Here is an 18482-nt window from a genome sequence, read left to right as displayed (position 1 = left end):
AGGGAAAAATGATGTCTCCGATGAATGTTTTATTTATCAATGGTATAGCAGATGACAGGAAAGTTAAAATATCGAAAATTGACAAAATAGGTAATGTAAACTGGATGAGTAAGGGTAGTGCAAATGTCAGGGCATACCTTGAAAATGAGCAATTTAACCGCTTAAAAATTGATTTGGATACCAGGATGGATCAAGAACTTCCTCGTTACCAGATGATTCATGGAGTATTTAATGAGATTTCTGACCCCGATACTCATAAGATCACACTGCATAAAGCTGACCAGTTTTATCAAGCTATCTCATCAGATATACCATTCTTTAATATTCCTTCTCGTGTAATGAGAACAAGTAGAGATCAGATATATAAACTGCTTCAAGGGATTGAAAAACTTCATGTTCCAAAAACTATCAAAATACAACCAAAATCTTCACAAGAGATTCATGATGTGATCAAAGAAGAAGGTTTTCAATATCCGGTTATTTTCAGACAGGCTGGTGATCATGGGGGAATAAGTACGATTAGAGTGGATAATGAAACAGAGCAGTTCTATTCATTTCATTTGGATGGAAGGGAGTATTATCTTACGCAATTTGTAGAGTATAAAGAAGATGGTCTTTACCGAAAATACAGGCTTATGGTAGTGGATGGCAAAGTGTATCTACGACATATCAAAATAAGCGCGGAATGGATGGTTCACCATCATAATCAAATTGAACATCCAGAAGCTCTGCAAAAAAAATTTAAAAAAGAGTTTGCAAGTAAAATAAAACCTGCTATTCAACCTATCATTTCTCAAATTTATAATCGTTTGGAACTTGATTATTTTGGTATCGACTGTTTTATTGATAATGATATGAATATTTTGGTATTTGAAGTAAATGCAAGTATGGGGATATTTCGTCAACCTGAAGGGGATATCTTTAGTGATCAAGTTGAGAAAATCCGTAAAGCAATGATCGAGATGATAAATTCTAGAGTAATTAAGAACAATATTGAGCGGCAGTAAACAGGTATTAATAGTAAAAAGGCATTAGTATGAATAAGTCACAAATCATAAAATTGAGTCCAGACGAGGTAGTAGATATTTCATCAGATTATATACGAGAAGGTAGACTTTTCGAATCTTGGAAGATTAATGAAGTGATCATTGATGGTAAAAATGCTTATATGGATGTTTCTATGGTTTCTCTTTACCCTCCGGAATTAAGTAAAGAAAAATTTCATTTATCTATATATCTGGCTGAAGAAATGGCCTCGCAATTGGCAATTATCTATATGCATATTTGGGCAGATCTTACTGAAAAGAAAAGAGAGGTCTGGATGCTGGAAAGTTATACCAAAAGTATCTGTTCTGTGACAAATACAGAACATATCAAAATAAAAATGGAACTTCAAACTATACGTAAATTTGGGAAGACTATTTTTACGATTGTGAATTTTTCTATAAGAGATGATCAAGAAGGTTTTATTGAACTTCAACAAAAAGGTATCTTGTCATGAAACAGGAATTTGATTTTAATGATCCTGAATTCATTAAAAATCCACACCCTTTTTATACCAAGTTAAGAGCGTCAAAAAAACCTTTATGGGTTCTACCAAGACCTGATATGCGGTCATCAAATGATGGCATATGGGTTTTTAGCCGATATGAAGATTGTGTAGCTATTTTGAAACAGTCAACTTCAATTTCAAATGATCTCAATTACCGCTTTAAAGGTGATACAATTCCTTTTTATATGCACATGCTAAATCATGATGGGAAAGAGCATGCGCGTTTACGAAGGCTGGTAAACCAGTTTTTCTCAACACAATATATTACAAATCTGGAAACCCATATTTACAACGTTGTAGAAAACCATATAGAAAGTATGATAAAGAATAAGGATATAAATCTTATAACTGATTTTGCAGAAAAAATTCCTTTTGATGTCATTGCCAGTATTTTGGGAATACCCCTTAGTGATATGCCAAGAATCCGTAAATGGACGATAGCCATTGGTAATGGGTTTGATACATTTACTGTAAATGAAGAAATAATACAAAAACAGCAACAAGCACTGCTTCTTTTATTAGATTACCTTCGTGTGTTGATAAAAAATGAAGAAGAAACAGAAAATCAAACGGTGTTATACTCTTTGATTCAGGCCCAAAAAGAAGGTCATTTAAACAATGATGAGTTGTTAGGTATGGTGAGTTTCTTACTTATCGCGGGACATGAGACTACCATCGCTCTCATAGGTAATGGTTTATGGCTACTGTTATCTCATCCTGAACAGTGGCAACTTTTAGTAGAAAACCCTGGTATGATTCCACAGGCTATTGAAGAAGTTTTACGTTTTGAAAGTCCTGCGCAGCGTTCCAGCTTTCGTATTGCAACAAAAACAATTGATATCAACGGCAATATCGTGAAACCAGGTGAACAGCTTACTGTTGCCATTGCTTCAGCAAATCGTGATGAAACTATCTTTACAGATCCTCATAGTTTTGATATTCAACGTGAAGTTAATCCGCATATAGCTTTTGGTATAGGAGTTCATAGTTGTATAGGCCAGCATCTTGCACGTGTTGAAGCAAGAATAGCATTTGAAAAAATCATAGCGCGCTTTCCTCACATGAAATTAAAATCAAACATCCCCCAATGGAGAAGTAGTACATTCTTCCGAGGGCTAGAATCGCTTTGTGTGACTCTTTGAAGAACTTATTAATGGTGTTAGAATGAAAACTTTACAGTCCAATCTACATAATATGCAGTATATTTATTTACAAAGTAAAGAGGCCTTAGATGAAACTGGGACAGTATTATTGCGAGGTCTTAATCTTGATCAATTGACATTTGAATATTTTACTAAGTATTTTTGTCAGGATTTTTTTAGAGTAACAAGTCGTGAAAAGTTTAGGCTGGAAAGTGGTGACGGATTTACGACATTAACACCAACGGATAATATTACTATTTTAGGTCATGTTGAAGTAGATTATGTTCCAGGGATCAAGACACCTAATATAGGGTTTTTCTTTTGTGAGACTCCTCCAGAAGTTGAAGGCGGTGAAACTTTTTTAGTAGAAGGTGTCGCAATGTTCAATACTCTCTCTAAATCACTTCAGGAACGTTTTAAAAATGAACAGGTGACGTATGAGTTCTTATGGGAACCACAACGCTGGGAAGCGCAATATGGTGTGAACACAAAAGAAGAGTTATGCAAAAGACTTGATAGGATAGAGAACGTAAGATATGAGTTGAAAAATGATTGGCTACATCTTTTTTATACGACTTCAGCTATCATAAACTTTAATGATGGCACGACTGCATTTTCAAATGCGATTTTAGGTCATTTACCAGAACTGGACCACCCTTCATATCATGATAAAACAGTGTATAGAAAAGAGACCAACCGGGTTTACTGGGAAAATGGTGAAGCCTTTTCAATAGAAGTAGTGAACGAGTTGATAGATGCACATGATCAACATAAGCAACATTATCGGTGGCAAAAGGGTGATCTTTTGATATTTGATAATTATCGTTACTTGCATGGCAAAGAGGAAACTATAGAATGGACAGAAAGAAGACTCTTCAGTCGTTTTGGGTACTTGGACATTGATATAGAGTAATCTAAGTCGTTAAAGTTCCATGAATGAAAAGGATTATATCTACTAAGCTTAAAAAGCTTAGTAGACTATGTTTAGAATTTGTAGGTTATACCGACATTGATGGTATAAACAGAAATTTTCCATTCTTCTAAATACCAACCACCATCATATGATTGTTTTGCATCATTAGCTAACTGTACATAGTCAGCAAAGAACGATAAGTGTTCGTCGTAAGCATAGGAAGCACCAAGACCCCACTGGAATCCATTTTCATCTAATAACTGCCAATCAGGAGACCAGCTATTATCATCGATCTGTGCATTACCGTATCCCAATAATGCGTAGACTGTGAAGTCTTCACCAACCGGGTACATTGGTTTCAGATAGATACCCCATGCACTGAATTCACCATCTGCAGCCCACCAAAAGTCATTAGTATAGCTATAGACACTATCATAATATACATCATAAGAACCAGTTATGCTACCTACCTCAGAACTAGATCCCCAGTATCTACCTTCTACGGAGATATATTTGTTGAACTGGTAACCTGCAAGCAGCATGTATCCACTCATATCTATATCGTCAAATGTTGTAAACTCCTCACGATAACCGTCAGTCCAGTAATCCTTCCCATCGGCACTTATAAAGCTGTATGCCCCACCGATATAAAAACCGCTGTCATCCGGAGCCGGTGCCATTTCTTCCATCGGTGCTGCCACCGGTTCGATATTCCCTCCTGCAACTGCAAAAGAACTCAATGCTAACGCCGTTACTATTGAACATGTTAAATTTTTCATTGTAACTCCCTTTCTCTTGAATTTGTTACACTTCATTATAGGAGGATAAAACTTAATTGGAAATAAAAATTATCCTTTAATTACATGTAATATTATTAAAAATTATAAGAAATTCTAAAAATATAGGATAGTATTGACTCAAATTGACAATATTCATAATTCATGAGCTATCTCTCTTATGACAAAGAAAAGTAGGTTTGTACCTTTCATCTTTTTGTGTGTATAATGTGTCCAAATCGTTAATTCATTTCAATTATTGTTTTTTTAGATAAATAAGGTTTAAAAGGGAGAGGGAGTGAATGGCAAAGAAAAATATTTTATTCATTAATGGTATACCGGATGATGCATGTATTCGTGTTGACAAGTTCAATCAAAACGGGAACTTTGAGTGGGGAGGCAGTGGGAGTTCGAACTTAAGTGATTTTCTGCAAAATGATGTTTTTGACCGAACTACCATTATTTTTGATACTAAACAAGGGCAGATACTACCAAGAATAAAAATAAATGCGGTCTTTAACCAAGTCTCTGATGCAGATAGTCATAAGATTGTATTGGAAAAGCTTCAGGAGTTCTATAGATCTGTTTCTGCTCATATGCCGTTTTATAATCCTCCTGCCAATATCATGAAAACTACGCGTGATAACATATATCAAACCTTAAAAGATATTCCTCGACTTAATGTGCCAAAAACTATAAAGATCCAGCCAAGATCACCATCCGATATACATCAAATCATTAAAGATGAGAGATTTGAATATCCGGTTATTTTCAGACAGGCAGGTGACCATGGGGGTATCAGTACAATAAGAGTTGACGGTGAAACAGAACAGTTCAATGCGTTTGCATTGGATGGTCGAGACTACTATTTGACACAGTTTGTCAACTATCTAAACAGTGACGGGGTATATGCGAAATACCGTTTGATCATCATTAACGGAGAGGTATTTATACGACATGCTATTTTTGGTCAAGAATGGATGGTGCATGCGGGGAGCCAGATCGAGAAAAAACGGGGAGAAGAGTATAAAAACTTAGTCGCTAAGCGCTTTAATGAGGAGATCAAACCAAATATTCAACCGATCATTACGGAGATGTATAATCGTTTGGGATTAGATTATTTTGGGATGGATTGTAATATTGATAATGAAATGAATATTTTAGTTTTTGAAGTCAATGCCAATATGAATGTTTTTACGATTAGTAAAGATAGTATTTTTAAACCTCATATAGATGCGGCACGTCAGGCCCTGATAAAAATGTTGGCAGCATAGAGGTATAAAAAGCGTGATACTAATGGGAATAGAATAGAGCATGAATTTGTCTGTAAAGAGTACAAAGTACAAAAGTAAAGAAAATGGGGGAGATCAATGTATAAAAAAGATGTTTTATTTATCAGTGGAATACCTGATAATAGAAAAGTACATGTAACCAATGTTCAAGAAAACGGTACTATTAATTGGGGCAGTACCGGTGGAACAAACTTGGCGGATTTTCTTAAAAACGATGATTTTTCAAGAAGGAAGATCATTTTGGATACTACTCTTGAGCAGGAACTTCCTCGCCAAAAAATTCATGCGGTCTTCAATGAGATATCAGATGCAGATACCCATAGGATAACCCTCAAGAAAGCTCAAGATTTTTACCAGTCAATTAGCGGGCAGATCCCATTTTTCAATCCTCCTTCAAAAGTGATGAGAACAACTCGTGATAACATTTATAAATTGTTATCAGGGATCGAGGGGGTAAATGTAGCAAAAACAGTTAAAATCCAGCCTCAATCTGCTTCTGATATCTATGAAACGATCGAAAAAGAGGGATTTGTATATCCAGTGATTTTCAGACAAGCTGGTGATCATGGTGGTATAAGTACAGTTAAAATCGATGATGAAAATGAAAAATTTTATGACTTTCCGTTGGATGGCAGAGATTACTACCTAACTCAATTTATTGATTATTCACAGAACAAAATATATACGAAATACCGGTTGGTTGTAATCGATGGTGAGGTCTTCATACGGCATGTAATCTTCAGTGACAGTTGGATGATCCATAGCAAGAGCAGAGAATTTATGAACAAACATAAAAGCTATCAGCGCCAAGAGGCAAATCTCCTTAAATCCTTCACCAATGAAATCAAACCGAAGATACAAGCTATCATTGATGAGATCTATAGAAAGTTAGAGCTTGACTATTTTGGCATTGATTGTAATATTGATGAAGATTTTAACCTGATTCTATTTGAAGTCAATCCAAACATGAATGTACTGATCAACAATGTAAAAGAGGGTAATGATATCTGGACCAAACAGATAGACAAGATCAAAAATGCCATTATTTCAATGATCGTGAGGAGATAAAAATGAATTTTACTATAGAAAATGCTCATCCTAATGATTTTGAACAGATACTTGCGGTACTAAAACCGTGGAATATGCATCATGTCCCGTCTGTTGAGATGGAAATGATAGATTTTGATACTTTTTTTGTCGCGAAAATGGAAGGTGATATAGTCGGCGTCTCAGGATATAAGATTCTTGATGAGACCAATGGTAAGACAACACTGCTGGCTGTCTATCCCGAGTTTCAAGGTTCCGGTGTGGGGAAGGCATTACAGGATAAACGTTTGGAAGCGATGCATCAAAAAGGGATGAAAACCGTTACGACCAATGCAGATCGTCCCGATATCATCCTGTGGTATAAAAAGCATTATGGTTATAAAGAGGTCGGTAAATTAAAGAAGCTGGCCTCATTTGGTTCTGATGATAAAGATTCGTGGATAACACTTCAGATGGACCTTAATGCCTACATGTTACAAAAGGCATATGAAGAAGAAAGAAAAATACAATATATTGAGGATAATGATCCTTTCCCTCTTTCTCCTTTCCCTCCTTTGATCATCAATGTCTGCTTGACCGGTATGATACCCACAAAAAGAACAACACGGTATGTTCCTGTCAGCGTCGATGAGATCGTTGAAGATGCTATAAAGGTCTATGATGCCGGAGCGAGGATCGTACATCTGCATGCGAGGGATGCTGAGGGTAAACCGGCCTATCATGCACGTTATTATGAAGAAATGATCACAGCTATTCGCAAAGAAAGGCCTGGACTTATCTGTTGTGCTACAACTTCCGGAAGAAACTTCAAGGGAATTGAGCAGCGCTCAGAAGTACTGTATCTTACGGGTAAAGCTAAACCTGATATGGCAAGTTTAACACTGGGGTCTTTGAATTTTATTACAGGGCCTAGTATCAATTCTCTTGATATGGTTCAAGGGTTGGCAATGATCATGAAAGAAAAGGGGATCAAACCTGAACTGGAAGTCTTTGATATGGGGATGATCAATGCTGCAAAATATCTGGAGCGCCATAAGATCATTGAAGGGAAAAAGTATTTTAATCTGCTTTTGGGCAATATCAATACGGCACCCGCAACGATAGGAGATCTATCTTATATGATCAATGCTTTACCGGATGACTCTGTCTGGGCTGCTGCAGGTTTGGGAGGTTTTCAACTGCCTATGAATACTACTGCCATGGCTGCAGGCGGACATGTAAGGGTAGGGCTGGAAGATTCGATCTACTATGATTATCACCGTACAAAATTGGCGACAAATGTAGAGCTGGTAGAAAGAACCGTACGCATAGCTAAAGAACTTCAAAGAGAGGTTGCAACCCCTGAGCAAGTGAGAAGTATGTTGGAAATCTAAGAAAGCGGATGTTTATGAATTGAAGGTACTTACCGAGCCTTTAGAGGCTCGGTAATATAATGTATTAGAATTTGTAGGTAATACCGAGGTTGATTGTATCAACAGTATAATCATTTTGATAGTATGAACTACTGTAGTAATCTTCATAATAATTACCATCGTCATAGTGAGACTGATAGTAATCATAGCCGTCCCTACTACCTTGGTGTAAGATCACATAGTCAACAAAGACAGAGATGTTATCTGTAAAGGCATAAGACAGACCTATACCTCCACTGATACCATTCTCATCGATCCAGCCATCATCCCAATCCACTTTAGCCCATCCTGCTAATCCATAGATTGTGACTTTGTCATAGATAGGATACATTGCTTTGAGGTAGATACCATATGCTTTATAGTTCCCGTCATAACTGCCACTTTCATTCCAGCTATAAGGACCCTCATTGCTATCGTATCCGCTACCGCTGTTATCCCAGTCTAGATCACCGCTAGATTTCCAGTATCTTCCTTCCACCGCAAAGTATTTATTGAATTGGTAACCGGCTTGTAGCATCCATCCCATGCCATCTTCACCCCAGTCACCTGATTCATCCCAGTAACCGCCATCCCAATAATTAGGTCCACCATAATATCCATCATAATAATCCCAGTAACCATCACCAGTGTAATCGGCATCTACTGAACCCCAGTGTATCGCCCCACCGATATAGAAGCCGCTGTCATCCGGAGCCGGTGCTACTTCTTCCATCGGTGCTGCTACCGGTTCGATATTCCCTCCTGCTACCGCAAAAGAACTCAATGCTATCGCCGCTGCTATTGAACATGTTAAATTTTTCATTGTAACTCCCTTTTTCTTGAATTTGTTACACTCCATTATATGACTATCAAACTTAATTGGAAATAAATTTTTCTTATGTTCATATAAAATTATATTGAATTAAAAAAAGAAGGAATGTGGCTCTCAAGCTTTATGCTTGAGAACATAATTTAGAATTTGTAAGTAACTCCAAGAGTGATGGAGTCTACTTTTATATCGGAAGCAGCAAGGTCATCAAATGTGTTATCATCATATAAGACAGTATAGTCTATAAATGCAGTGAGTGTTTCAGTCAGGTTGTATCCTGCACCAATCCCCCATTGGAAATCGCTGTCATCATGATCCCCTCCACCTTCAAACTCAATTGTAGTCTGTCCGTATCCAAGTAATGCATATAAGGTAAAATCTCCTATAGGATACATAGGCTTAAGATAGATCGCGATATTGGAAAAATCATCATTATAATCACCGAAATCCTCTCCGTCAAGTTCTACCGATCCATCGGTGAAACTCATGGTATAGCGCCCTTCTACAGCAATATATGGATTAAATCTATATCCGGCTAAAATGGTTCCTCCGGTCCAACTTTCTTCCAAGTCTTGCCAAATTGGTACCATTTGAAGATCAGGTTCTCTGAGATCCTGTGTCTCGTTCCATGTCAAAAATGAAATTCCGGCACCAATATACGGTCCGCTTTCATCAGGTACCGGTGACATTTCTTCTACCGGAGCTATAACCGGCTCGATATTACCACCTGCTATTGCAAAAGAGCTCAATGCTATTGCCGCTGCCATTGAACATATTATATTTTTCATAATAACTCCTTGTATTTTTCTATAATTATTCATTATAAAATGATAAAACTTAATTGAAAATAAATTTTTTTATAATAATTTTAACGTAAGCAGAGGCTATGAAAAAAGAATGAAGAGTGAGGTGTTCTCAAGCTAAATGCTTGAGAACATATCTTAGAATTTGTATGTAATACCTACAGTAATTGAATCTGCTTTGATATCGGAAATATAAGATGGGGAGTCATCAAATGAGTTATCATCGTATAAAACAGTATAGTCTATAAAAGCCGTGAGTGTTTCAGTCAGGTTGTATCCTGCACCAATCCCCCACTGGAAGTCGCTGTCATCATGATCCCCTCCACCTTCAAACTCAATTGTAGTCTGTCCGTATCCAAGTAATGCATATAAGGTAAAATCTCCTATAGGGTACATAGGCTTGAGATAGATCGCGATATTGGAAAGATCATCATTATAATCACCGAAATCCGCTCCGTCAAGTTCTACCGATCCATCCGTGAAACTCATGGTATAGCGCCCTTCAACAGCAATATATGGATTAAATCTATATCCGGCTAAAATGGTCCCCCCGGTCCAACTTTCTTCAAAATCCTGCCAAATTGGTACCATCTGACCAGGCTCTCTGAGATCCTGTGTCTCGTTCCATGTCAAAAATGAAATTCCGGCACCAATATACGGTCCGCTTTCATCAGGTACCGGTGACATTTCTTCTACCGGAGCTATAACCGGTTCTATATTACCACCTGCTACTGCAAAGGTATTTACTGCTAAACATGCCATGATCGATAAACTTAACTTTTTCATCTCAACTCCTTGTAGTTATTATGAGGAATATTATTATCCTTGTTTATAATGTATCATTAAATTTATTAAAAATTTATAAAGTTTTTAATGCTGTCTAGATCTGTATATGGCTTAGATAAACCCTAAATTTTTTTCATTAAAATTATTTAGGTTTGGGAAAATAATTTCAAGCTCACTATCACTATATGATCCAAACCATGAGGCTAAGGTTGCAAGATATTGTTCTGCAGAAGTGGTGGGAATAACGCGTCCACTATTTGTAATATATTCGCTGGTATACTCACCTGAGACAACTGTAAGTTCGGGGAACTCCCCATAGATCTGTCCCCCTTTGACAGCTCCACCCATGACCAGTGCATGACCTCCCCAACCATGATCTGTTCCATTGCCATTGGGAACAAGGGATCTTCCGAAATCTGATGCAGTAAAAGTTGTGACCTGATCTGAGAGCTGCATACTGGTAATGGCATCTTGAAATTCCTGCAAAACATTGTTGAGATAGTTCAGTTTTAAAGGATGATCAATGGTTTGCAGATCATGGTGATCAAAACCGTGTAGCCGTGCAAAAAATATCTGTCGTTTAGGAGAGCCCGGAAGCTGAGCGTGTACAGAGATAAGTTTGGCGATCATTTCCAGTTGTTTGGCCAATGGTATACCCGGTTCATCATCGAGTGTACTGGTAAAATTAAATTCAAGTGCATTCTCCATTGCTTGACTGACGCTTTCCCGATAAGCAATGTTTTGGATTTGGTTATCCGCATAGGCTTTGATGAGTATATGATCACTTTCAACTTCTCTTTGAATGATCTGATGGAGTATTTCATCAAATGAGATTTTAGAATCAGGATCACTATAACCGTAATTGTTGAACGGATGGATATCCCCACTGATCTCGAAAGCAGGCTTATCGCCGCCAAACTGCATAAAATTACTTCCATCAACACTGATATTGGTAAAGTCATTAAGGTTTTCAAGAAGGTTCGCAGCTTTAGCTGCCCAACCGGATTTTTCTAATCTGTTGGAGTTAGCGCTCATCCATTGTTTTTGCTGATCTATATGAGAAAAGAGCTGAGGTGGATTGGCTATGCCTGCTTCAAATTCTATTTTTGTGATAGGTCTGACGAGTGTTCCTACATTTGCAATGATTGCAAGTTTATCTGCATTGAACATCTCCTGCATGGCTGGCATATTATAGAGACCATAGTCAGTATTTTTCAATGGCAGAAGTTCATCTTTTGGTACACTTATGTCACCTCTGATCAGTTTATAATCATCATAACCGGTTGTAGTGGTTGGAACGACCATATTAAAAGCATCATTTCCCCCTTCCAAAAATATACAGACCAAGGCTTTATAATCTGAAAAGCTTGCTGCTTGTAATGGTGAAAAGGCACCAAGTAAAGAGAGTAGAGAAGATGAGCTTAAGGCGAGTGAAGCCTGTAGTTTTAGAAAGTCACGTCTATTCATTGTTTTACTTTTCATTACTTACCTCTCTATGGCATATTCGGCAGATAAAACAATGAGTGCTATAATCTGTTCTACGATATCATGGGCACTTGTATTAGTAGCTGCATAGTTTATAAGTTCATTTTTTAGCTCATTACTCATCTGTCCCGACATCAAAAGCAGATTAAGATGTGCAATAAGGGCTTCTGGACCTTGAAGAGTCAGTAGGCTTTTCTCATAACTAAGATCCAGTGTGATCTTATCATGCAAGTAGTCTGTCAAGCCGATCACAGTAAGCATAACACTTCCAAATTCGCTCATTTTCCAAGGAGATAACATTTTAAACTCCGGGGCCACTAGACCATTGTCCTGTATGATACCGGAAGGCTTAAAAGTGGGTTCAAAGTAGTTAAAAACTGAAGGGGATGTAAACGGTTGGAGATGAAGCCCCCGATAGCGTGCAGATTCAAAGTCATAGAACTGATAACTGCTGATAGAGGGATCGCCTGTAGCATGAAATGTTCTCATCACTGAAGCGATACGTATCAGCTGTTCTTTTAATTTTCCATGTATCTCTGGAGAGACTATTTGATCTTTATACTTTAGTAAGGCTTCTTTATCTGTAAGGATAGCAGTAATTACTGATTTCATATCCCCTCTGACCCCTGATCCGTTATCATTGAACTTGGAGGCAACCCTGGCAACATATTCCGGTGTAGGATTGCTGGTAACGAGTCTTTGTATCAGCTGTTTACTAATAAAAGGTCCGACATTGGGATGGTTAAATATGATATCGATCGCATGGTTTAGATCATCTTTTGCTGTAAGACCCGAAGGTATACTTTGGGGTTGTATATAGGCATAGTTAAAGGTTTTGGAAAAAACCTTTTTTCTTATGTCATGATACTCTTCATAAGCGATCATTGGTGTGGTAAGTGAAGCTAAAGTAGTTTTACCATCCAAATATAAAAATCCGCCATTATCATTTGTCCACCCGGTATAGACCTTGGCGAACTCTTCTATATCCTGTTGTGTATAGGTTGGTATGGGCTGACCATTTAGAAGTTTGGGTTCACCGTTAAGTTCGAGTTGTACAAGTCCTATGCTAAAAAGTTGGAGAACCTCTCTGGCATAGTTTTCATCGGCATGCACTAAGGTGCCATCTGCAGTGGTATGTTCTTTCATATTACCCCAGGTGCTTAGGTAAGCTCCCATTGCGGGATGTAGGGCAGTTTGATAGAGGATATCCCTATAGTTTGTAAAAGCGTCTTCTGATAATAGATCATAAAAGTCAGCAACTGAATAGGAGCTTTCTACTCCGATGGTTGAGACAACAATGATCTCGCTTAAAGCTAAAGCTACTCTTTGCCTGAGTTGGTCATCCGCATTGACTACAATACTGTACCATGCATCACCAAGTACTGCCCTTACATCTGCAGAACTGAGATTTATCCCCTGATGTTGTTTGATCCAATCAATATATTTTGTCGGGTTTTTTTGAAATTGCTCATTGAGCCATACGATATACCCACCCATGTCATAAAGCTCATCAATATCTTCTTTTCTTACCCCAAAAGTAGCATGCGTAAGAAAATTTACAGCACCTTCTTTGCTCTCTACCGGTATTTGAATAGTACTATTAGCTTCGGGGAGAGTATTAGAGTTAGTGTCACTACTTGATCCTGAACAGCCTGTGAAAGCCAGTATGGATAAAGCAATAAGAAGTAAATTTTGAATGTAATTGTGCATATTTTCTCGCTTTAAAAAATACTATGAGGGTTATCACTTTACATCTATGTTCAAACTATTGATTTTTATTGTAACAGAAGGAGTTTAAAGAAATATTGAAAGGAAATGATAGTAATAGAAATTTATATAAACGCGCATTTAACCCATGCCTTTGCAGCAAGTTTATTTTCTTCATTTCGTACTCCGGCTTTGAGTATCATTGTATCTTCCTGCATTTCGTGGAGTGAAGCTTTTACGGTGATATATTTATCGCTTTTTCGTATTGGTCGTTTATACTGAGTGATGATCTCTTTGGTTAGGTGGGGTTTGGCCAATGAATAACCAAAGGGGGAAACGGTATTGTCAATCGCAGCAGTGATCATGCCGCCTTGCATGAAATGAAAAGGGTTCATATATTTTTCTTGATTGTGGAAACGGATCGTTAGAGACTTATTTTCAATAAATTCTATAAATTCTCCTTTCATTTCAATAAAAACTTTAGGTGGCAACTCTAACCCTTCTTTATCAAGCATTTTGCCAAATACTTGTAACATAATTGCATTATGAGGCATAAGTTTTACCTTTATAAAAAAGACTTAGCAAAGCAGGCAGTAATACTAGATCAAGCAAAAGTGCTACATTTAATGCACATACTGTCACAATGGCAAAGTTCACATTTGGAATAAAGTCGCTAACAGCGAATAGAGAAAACGTAGATGATAGAATAAAAGTTGTCAATATCATTGCATTTCCGCTATGACTTATCACATAGTCGATACTTTCTTCAAAGCTTTTTGTTTTGATCGCATCAAAAAATTTACTAAAAAAGTGTACCGTATCATCCACCGCAATTCCTAAAATAACAGCTGCAGATATAGCAATACCTATATCTATGGTGATGCCAAGGTATCCCATAATCCCTGCGACTAAAATTACTGGAGCTATATTCGGTACGATAAAAAGCCATAGTATTTTAAGGTTTCTAAATATCAAAAACATGATAAGGGTAACTATCATTAGCGTAGAGGATATTGAGATGATCAAAGTATCTGTAATACTTGATTGCATATAAGCAAAAATTGCTGTCTGTCCTTGTACATCTGCACTATAATTGCTGTTGTTTTTCCACCATTCTTTAATCCATGATATCATTTCCAGATCTTTGGACGTATCAACGATATTGCTATTGATAGAAAATCGTAAATACTGTTCACTAGTATCAATTTTATCATTGATTTCCATACCCTGTGGCAGACTCATAGAATATAACAGAAGGTATTGGGCAACAAGATTTTGGGTCTTAGGTATTGTATCGGAAGATACTGGATTGAGTACTTTTTGCATACGAATGATGATATCTTTCAGTGAAGTTGTAAATCGTACATTTTCAAATTTGGCTTTGAATTCTTTTTCAAACTGTACAATTTTGTACAAAAACTCTGGCTTTTTCACCCCTTCTTTCTGCTTTGAATCCAAAATGATTTCATATACCATAGATCCTGTTAAGTTTTTTTCAACAAAATCACTTCCACTCCGGACAACGGTATCTTCTGAAAAATATTTGATACTATTACTATCTACTTTAATATCTTTCAATCCGTATGAAATGATCAGGGAAAAAAATATAAAACCAAAAACTATTTTTTTGTTGTTTTTGGTAATAAATGCTCCATATCCTTGAGTATTTAATAAGTTGAGGAATCTGGGAAGCTGAAACCTGTAATCATCTTTGAGGGTTAATAAAATGGCCGGTGCTATGGTGATAGTAAACACAAATGCCCATGTTGCGCCTGAAGTGATAGCCAGACCAAGTGTAGAGATCGGTTCAATCTCACTAATTCCTAGGGAAGCAAAACCAATGGCAGTTGTCAGTGATGTTAAGGCTATCGGTATAATATTGGACTTCATTGCACGGTATACAGCTTCTTTATTAGTTTTCACTTTCTCTTTATAATAGGCCCATGAAAGAAAGAGGTGCATACAACCTGCAATCGCAATGGCTGATATAAAGGATGGGATATTGACTGTGAAGTTGTTCAGTTTATATCCGGCAATCACTTGAATGCTAAGCACAATCAAAAAGGTAAAAAGTACTATAAGTGTAGGGACAAATATACCTACAAAATTACGGAAGATAAAAAAGAGAAGTAGTACTACTATTATGATAGCCAAAGGCATAAGAATTTTCGCATCTCCCTGAGAAATCGTTACAAGCGAAGCAGTCACTGCAGGCGTACCTGAGATATAAAAGTTATAACCGCTCATAGATGAATATTGATTGGTTATTTCCAGCAGTTTTTTAAAAACGGCTATGTTCACTTCTTCGTTAGTACCTATATTTGATGAGAGACGTACAGCCAGCATTGTTGTCTTACCATCTTCACTGATAAGCTGATTTAGAATCAGCCTATCTTGTAGAGCAAGTTCTTTTTTTTCCTTTAAATCCACATTTAGATCATAGATAAAATCCTCAATCATTAAATCATCATCTATTGCGCTGATATATTGATAATTCGTTAAGCTGTCAACTTTTTGAACACCGTCAATTTTTTTAAATTCTTGGGTAAGTTCCAAAATAATTTGAACCGCTTTGGGGTTGAAAATCCCATTTTGATCTTTAAATGCTACGATAAATGTATCATCGCCACTGAACGTTGTTCTAAAAAGGTCATAGTTTTTGATTATTTTTGAGTCTTTATCAAACCATATACGGTAGCTTCCCTCAAAAGATAAATCTTTTAAAAATAAAGAAAATATACCTACGACGATTGTAATAAGTACAATGAGTATATATTTATATTTATCTAAGAAATTTATATAAGTTCCCACTTTATATCCTTATTGCCTAAAATGTATAAGAGAGCCCGATGAGAGCCCTTGTATGTTTTCCAAAGCTGGAAAGTAATGTATTGTCTTTGGGTAATATCCTCAAAAGTTCGCCACTAATGACAAAACTATCTTTGATTCTTGATTTAGTTTCTATTTTAAAAACTGTTTCTTGATTATCCAGATCTAAAAAAATGCCACTTTTTATTTCTGTGTCTCCTGTATCATTAAAATTAAGCTTGAGTGCTAAAAATAAATCATTATTATAAATTTCAGATACATCTACGTTCTCCAGTTTGTTTTCAGTGTACCCGTAGCGATAATATTCACAATACACACTTAGGTCAGCTCCAAAAACATCATAAAAAGTCTTTTCACCTCCAAAGGCAAACTGATAATAGTCACTCACACTTTGATCATCATTCACATCAGTATATGCAGCTTCCATTTTAATGATCATATCGTCGTAAACAATGTTTGAAAGGAATAAATATTTATTGACTCGGTAAGCAAACTGTGAAAGTAAAGTCTGATTGATGGGTATAAAATAACGTTTATTATCATATCCGAGTGACACTATCAGTTTAGTTTCACTCTCTATATATGCATCTGTAGAAAAGTTATAAGTCAAATAGAAAGTTGGCTGGTACTCTGAATCACTCAGTCGTAATTTACTACTGTATACAATAGGAAACGGATAGTACGGGAAAGACTCATTTGGGAATTTCTGATCCTCTTCATGGAATTTTACATTGAACTCTATTGCATTATTATTGATATATTTTGAGGCAGAAAATGCCCAGGCACCAAGTTTTTTCCCTTTATCGAACGGATCATAAAGATAGTTCTTCTGGTTAAAAATGTCTACAAAGTTATATCCTTCCATCTCACCCCAGAATTTAATCATCTTACCTAAGCTGAGTGAGTATGCTTGATACTCTTTTCTTAAGTACAGCTCATTGAGCATGATGTATCGTCTTTTATCATATTGTGTGCTATAAAGGTATTCGATATTCAAATTCGTTGCAAATACTTCATTGTTAAATCCAACTTTTGTATTCCCGCTTAGAAGAGTTTCATCCGAAAAATCACTATAGCCTATCTGACTGACCTTTACATCGGTTTTATAGTCGTATCCGTAGCTATAAGAGATACCAAAGAGGATTAAGGCAAGAATCTGTTTCATTGCAGTTCTTTTTTAGAGAAGTCAGCTTCACCAAGACCTATATTGATCTGATCTTCATCCCAGATAAGCATCGTACTTTTTCCGTTTTGTATGTTTTGCATATTGATTTTTTGAATGCGATAGACACCGTCTATTTTTTTATATTGTAAAAACTCTACTTCTTTTAGGAGTTTTCCAAGCTTGTCATAGTATTCACCGGATCTAGCAAGGTAAGTACTACTATCGATATATACGATTTGTTTTGAATAACCGCTGTTCTGATCTTTAGGGATTCTCACTACTTTAAAGTATGATGTATTGTTCTTTTTTACGACTTTAGCGTCTCCTGAGTAAGTGTAGTTTTTGTAGTTTTGTGATGAAATGTCTTCATAGCTGAACTCACTTGCCATAAAAGACCCTGATTTATTTCTAGAACTAATACGTTTGATCCTTTTAAGTGCAGGCATGTAGAGCCATTGTTTGTCATCTTTGCCTATCTGTTCAAAACTTAGCAGCTTGGTGCCTTTAATATCCAAAGGATAAATAAAGTGTATTAATGATTTATCCCCATTTTTATTTTCCAGTCTTTTTATAATGAGCTGTCTCTTATTCTCAATGCCTTGTGCATTTTTAAGGACCATAGTGGTTTTTGAAATGCTGCTCTTGTATCCTGAAATTCTTTCAAAAGATTTTTTGGCCACTTCTAAAGAGCTCTCAGCACCTAAACTAGCTATTCCTATCATGCCAATCAAAATAATTTTTTTCATTAAAACCCCCTTTCTCTTA

17 protein-coding genes are annotated in these 18482 nt (G+C 36.6%); 7 read left to right on the top strand and 10 right to left on the bottom strand.

From position 1 onward, the window contains the following. Nucleotides 1–11: 11 nt before the first annotated feature. From PGH07_RS04375 to PGH07_RS04360, 4 genes are read left to right on the top strand one after another with little or no spacing between them, the layout of a single operon-like run. On the top strand, nucleotides 12–1007 hold the full coding sequence (locus PGH07_RS04375; protein ID WP_289412827.1) for an ATP-grasp domain-containing protein: 996 nt from the start codon (nucleotides 12–14) through the stop codon (nucleotides 1005–1007). A gap of 29 nt (nucleotides 1008–1036) precedes the next feature. Further along, complete coding sequence (locus tag PGH07_RS04370) at nucleotides 1037–1501, top strand: hypothetical protein (RefSeq protein WP_289412826.1); 465 nt, start codon at nucleotides 1037–1039, stop codon at nucleotides 1499–1501. After that, nucleotides 1498–2694, top strand: a complete 1197-nt coding sequence (locus PGH07_RS04365) for a cytochrome P450 (RefSeq protein WP_289412825.1) — start codon at nucleotides 1498–1500, stop codon at nucleotides 2692–2694. Before PGH07_RS04370 ends, PGH07_RS04365 begins: the two co-directional genes overlap by 4 nt. A 22-nt stretch (nucleotides 2695–2716) precedes the next feature. Beyond that, nucleotides 2717–3607: a TauD/TfdA family dioxygenase gene (locus PGH07_RS04360; protein ID WP_289412824.1), complete on the top strand. Its 891-nt coding sequence runs from the start codon at nucleotides 2717–2719 to the stop codon at nucleotides 3605–3607. 71 nt (nucleotides 3608–3678) lie between these two features. Here PGH07_RS04360 and PGH07_RS04355 read toward each other — a convergent pair whose 3' ends face one another. Continuing rightward, nucleotides 3679–4386, bottom strand: a complete 708-nt coding sequence (locus tag PGH07_RS04355) for an outer membrane protein (RefSeq protein WP_289412822.1) — start codon at nucleotides 4384–4386, stop codon at nucleotides 3679–3681. Between the two features lie 299 nt (nucleotides 4387–4685). On the opposite strand from PGH07_RS04355, the gene PGH07_RS04350 reads away from it, so the two are divergent. From PGH07_RS04350 to PGH07_RS04340, 3 genes are all read left to right on the top strand, one after another. Further along, entirely contained in the window at nucleotides 4686–5657 is a 972-nt protein-coding gene (locus tag PGH07_RS04350; protein ID WP_289412821.1) for an ATP-grasp domain-containing protein, read from the top strand. Nucleotides 5658–5753: 96 nt separating this feature from the next. Further along, a complete protein-coding gene (locus PGH07_RS04345) occupies nucleotides 5754–6743 on the top strand; it encodes an ATP-grasp domain-containing protein (RefSeq protein ID WP_289412820.1) in 990 nt (329 codons plus the stop codon). A 2-nt stretch (nucleotides 6744–6745) separates the two neighbouring features. Next, nucleotides 6746–8095 carry a GNAT family N-acetyltransferase gene (locus PGH07_RS04340; RefSeq protein ID WP_289412818.1) on the top strand — a complete coding sequence of 450 codons (1350 nt, stop codon included), beginning with the start codon at nucleotides 6746–6748 and terminating at the stop codon, nucleotides 8093–8095. 64 nt (nucleotides 8096–8159) lie between these two features. Here the strand turns inward: PGH07_RS04340 and PGH07_RS04335 are convergent, their stop codons facing one another. The 9 genes from PGH07_RS04335 to PGH07_RS04295 form a co-directional block, all read right to left on the bottom strand. Continuing rightward, on the bottom strand, nucleotides 8160–8936 hold the full coding sequence (locus tag PGH07_RS04335; RefSeq protein ID WP_289412816.1) for an outer membrane protein: 777 nt from the start codon (nucleotides 8934–8936) through the stop codon (nucleotides 8160–8162). 149 nt (nucleotides 8937–9085) lie between these two features. After that, nucleotides 9086–9730: a porin family protein gene (locus tag PGH07_RS04330; RefSeq protein WP_289412815.1), complete on the bottom strand. Its 645-nt coding sequence runs from the start codon at nucleotides 9728–9730 to the stop codon at nucleotides 9086–9088. Between the two features lie 153 nt (nucleotides 9731–9883). Beyond that, nucleotides 9884–10531: an outer membrane protein gene (locus PGH07_RS04325; RefSeq protein WP_289412813.1), complete on the bottom strand. Its 648-nt coding sequence runs from the start codon at nucleotides 10529–10531 to the stop codon at nucleotides 9884–9886. Nucleotides 10532–10642: 111 nt separating this feature from the next. After that, nucleotides 10643–12013 carry a DUF1501 domain-containing protein gene (locus tag PGH07_RS04320; protein ID WP_289412811.1) on the bottom strand — a complete coding sequence of 457 codons (1371 nt, stop codon included), beginning with the start codon at nucleotides 12011–12013 and terminating at the stop codon, nucleotides 10643–10645. 3 nt (nucleotides 12014–12016) lie between these two features. Continuing rightward, on the bottom strand, nucleotides 12017–13726 hold the full coding sequence (locus PGH07_RS04315; RefSeq protein WP_289412809.1) for a DUF1800 domain-containing protein: 1710 nt from the start codon (nucleotides 13724–13726) through the stop codon (nucleotides 12017–12019). Between the two features lie 122 nt (nucleotides 13727–13848). Continuing rightward, on the bottom strand, nucleotides 13849–14277 hold the full coding sequence (locus PGH07_RS04310; protein ID WP_289412808.1) for a PaaI family thioesterase: 429 nt from the start codon (nucleotides 14275–14277) through the stop codon (nucleotides 13849–13851). After that, nucleotides 14267–16534 carry an efflux RND transporter permease subunit gene (locus tag PGH07_RS04305; protein ID WP_289412806.1) on the bottom strand — a complete coding sequence of 756 codons (2268 nt, stop codon included), beginning with the start codon at nucleotides 16532–16534 and terminating at the stop codon, nucleotides 14267–14269. Before PGH07_RS04305 ends, PGH07_RS04310 begins: the two co-directional genes overlap by 11 nt. Nucleotides 16535–16550: 16 nt before the next feature. Continuing rightward, nucleotides 16551–17717, bottom strand: a complete 1167-nt coding sequence (locus tag PGH07_RS04300; protein WP_289412804.1) for a hypothetical protein — start codon at nucleotides 17715–17717, stop codon at nucleotides 16551–16553. Continuing rightward, nucleotides 17714–18463, bottom strand: coding sequence for an outer membrane lipoprotein-sorting protein (locus PGH07_RS04295; RefSeq protein WP_289412801.1), 750 nt, complete (start codon nucleotides 18461–18463; stop codon nucleotides 17714–17716). Before PGH07_RS04295 ends, PGH07_RS04300 begins: the two co-directional genes overlap by 4 nt. Nucleotides 18464–18482: the final 19 nt, after the last annotated feature.

The sequence above is a fragment of the Sulfurovum zhangzhouensis genome, assembly GCF_030347965.1.
GTDB lineage: Bacteria > Campylobacterota > Campylobacteria > Campylobacterales > Sulfurovaceae > Sulfurovum > Sulfurovum zhangzhouensis.
This window is presented reverse-complemented; position numbering and strand designations above follow the sequence as displayed.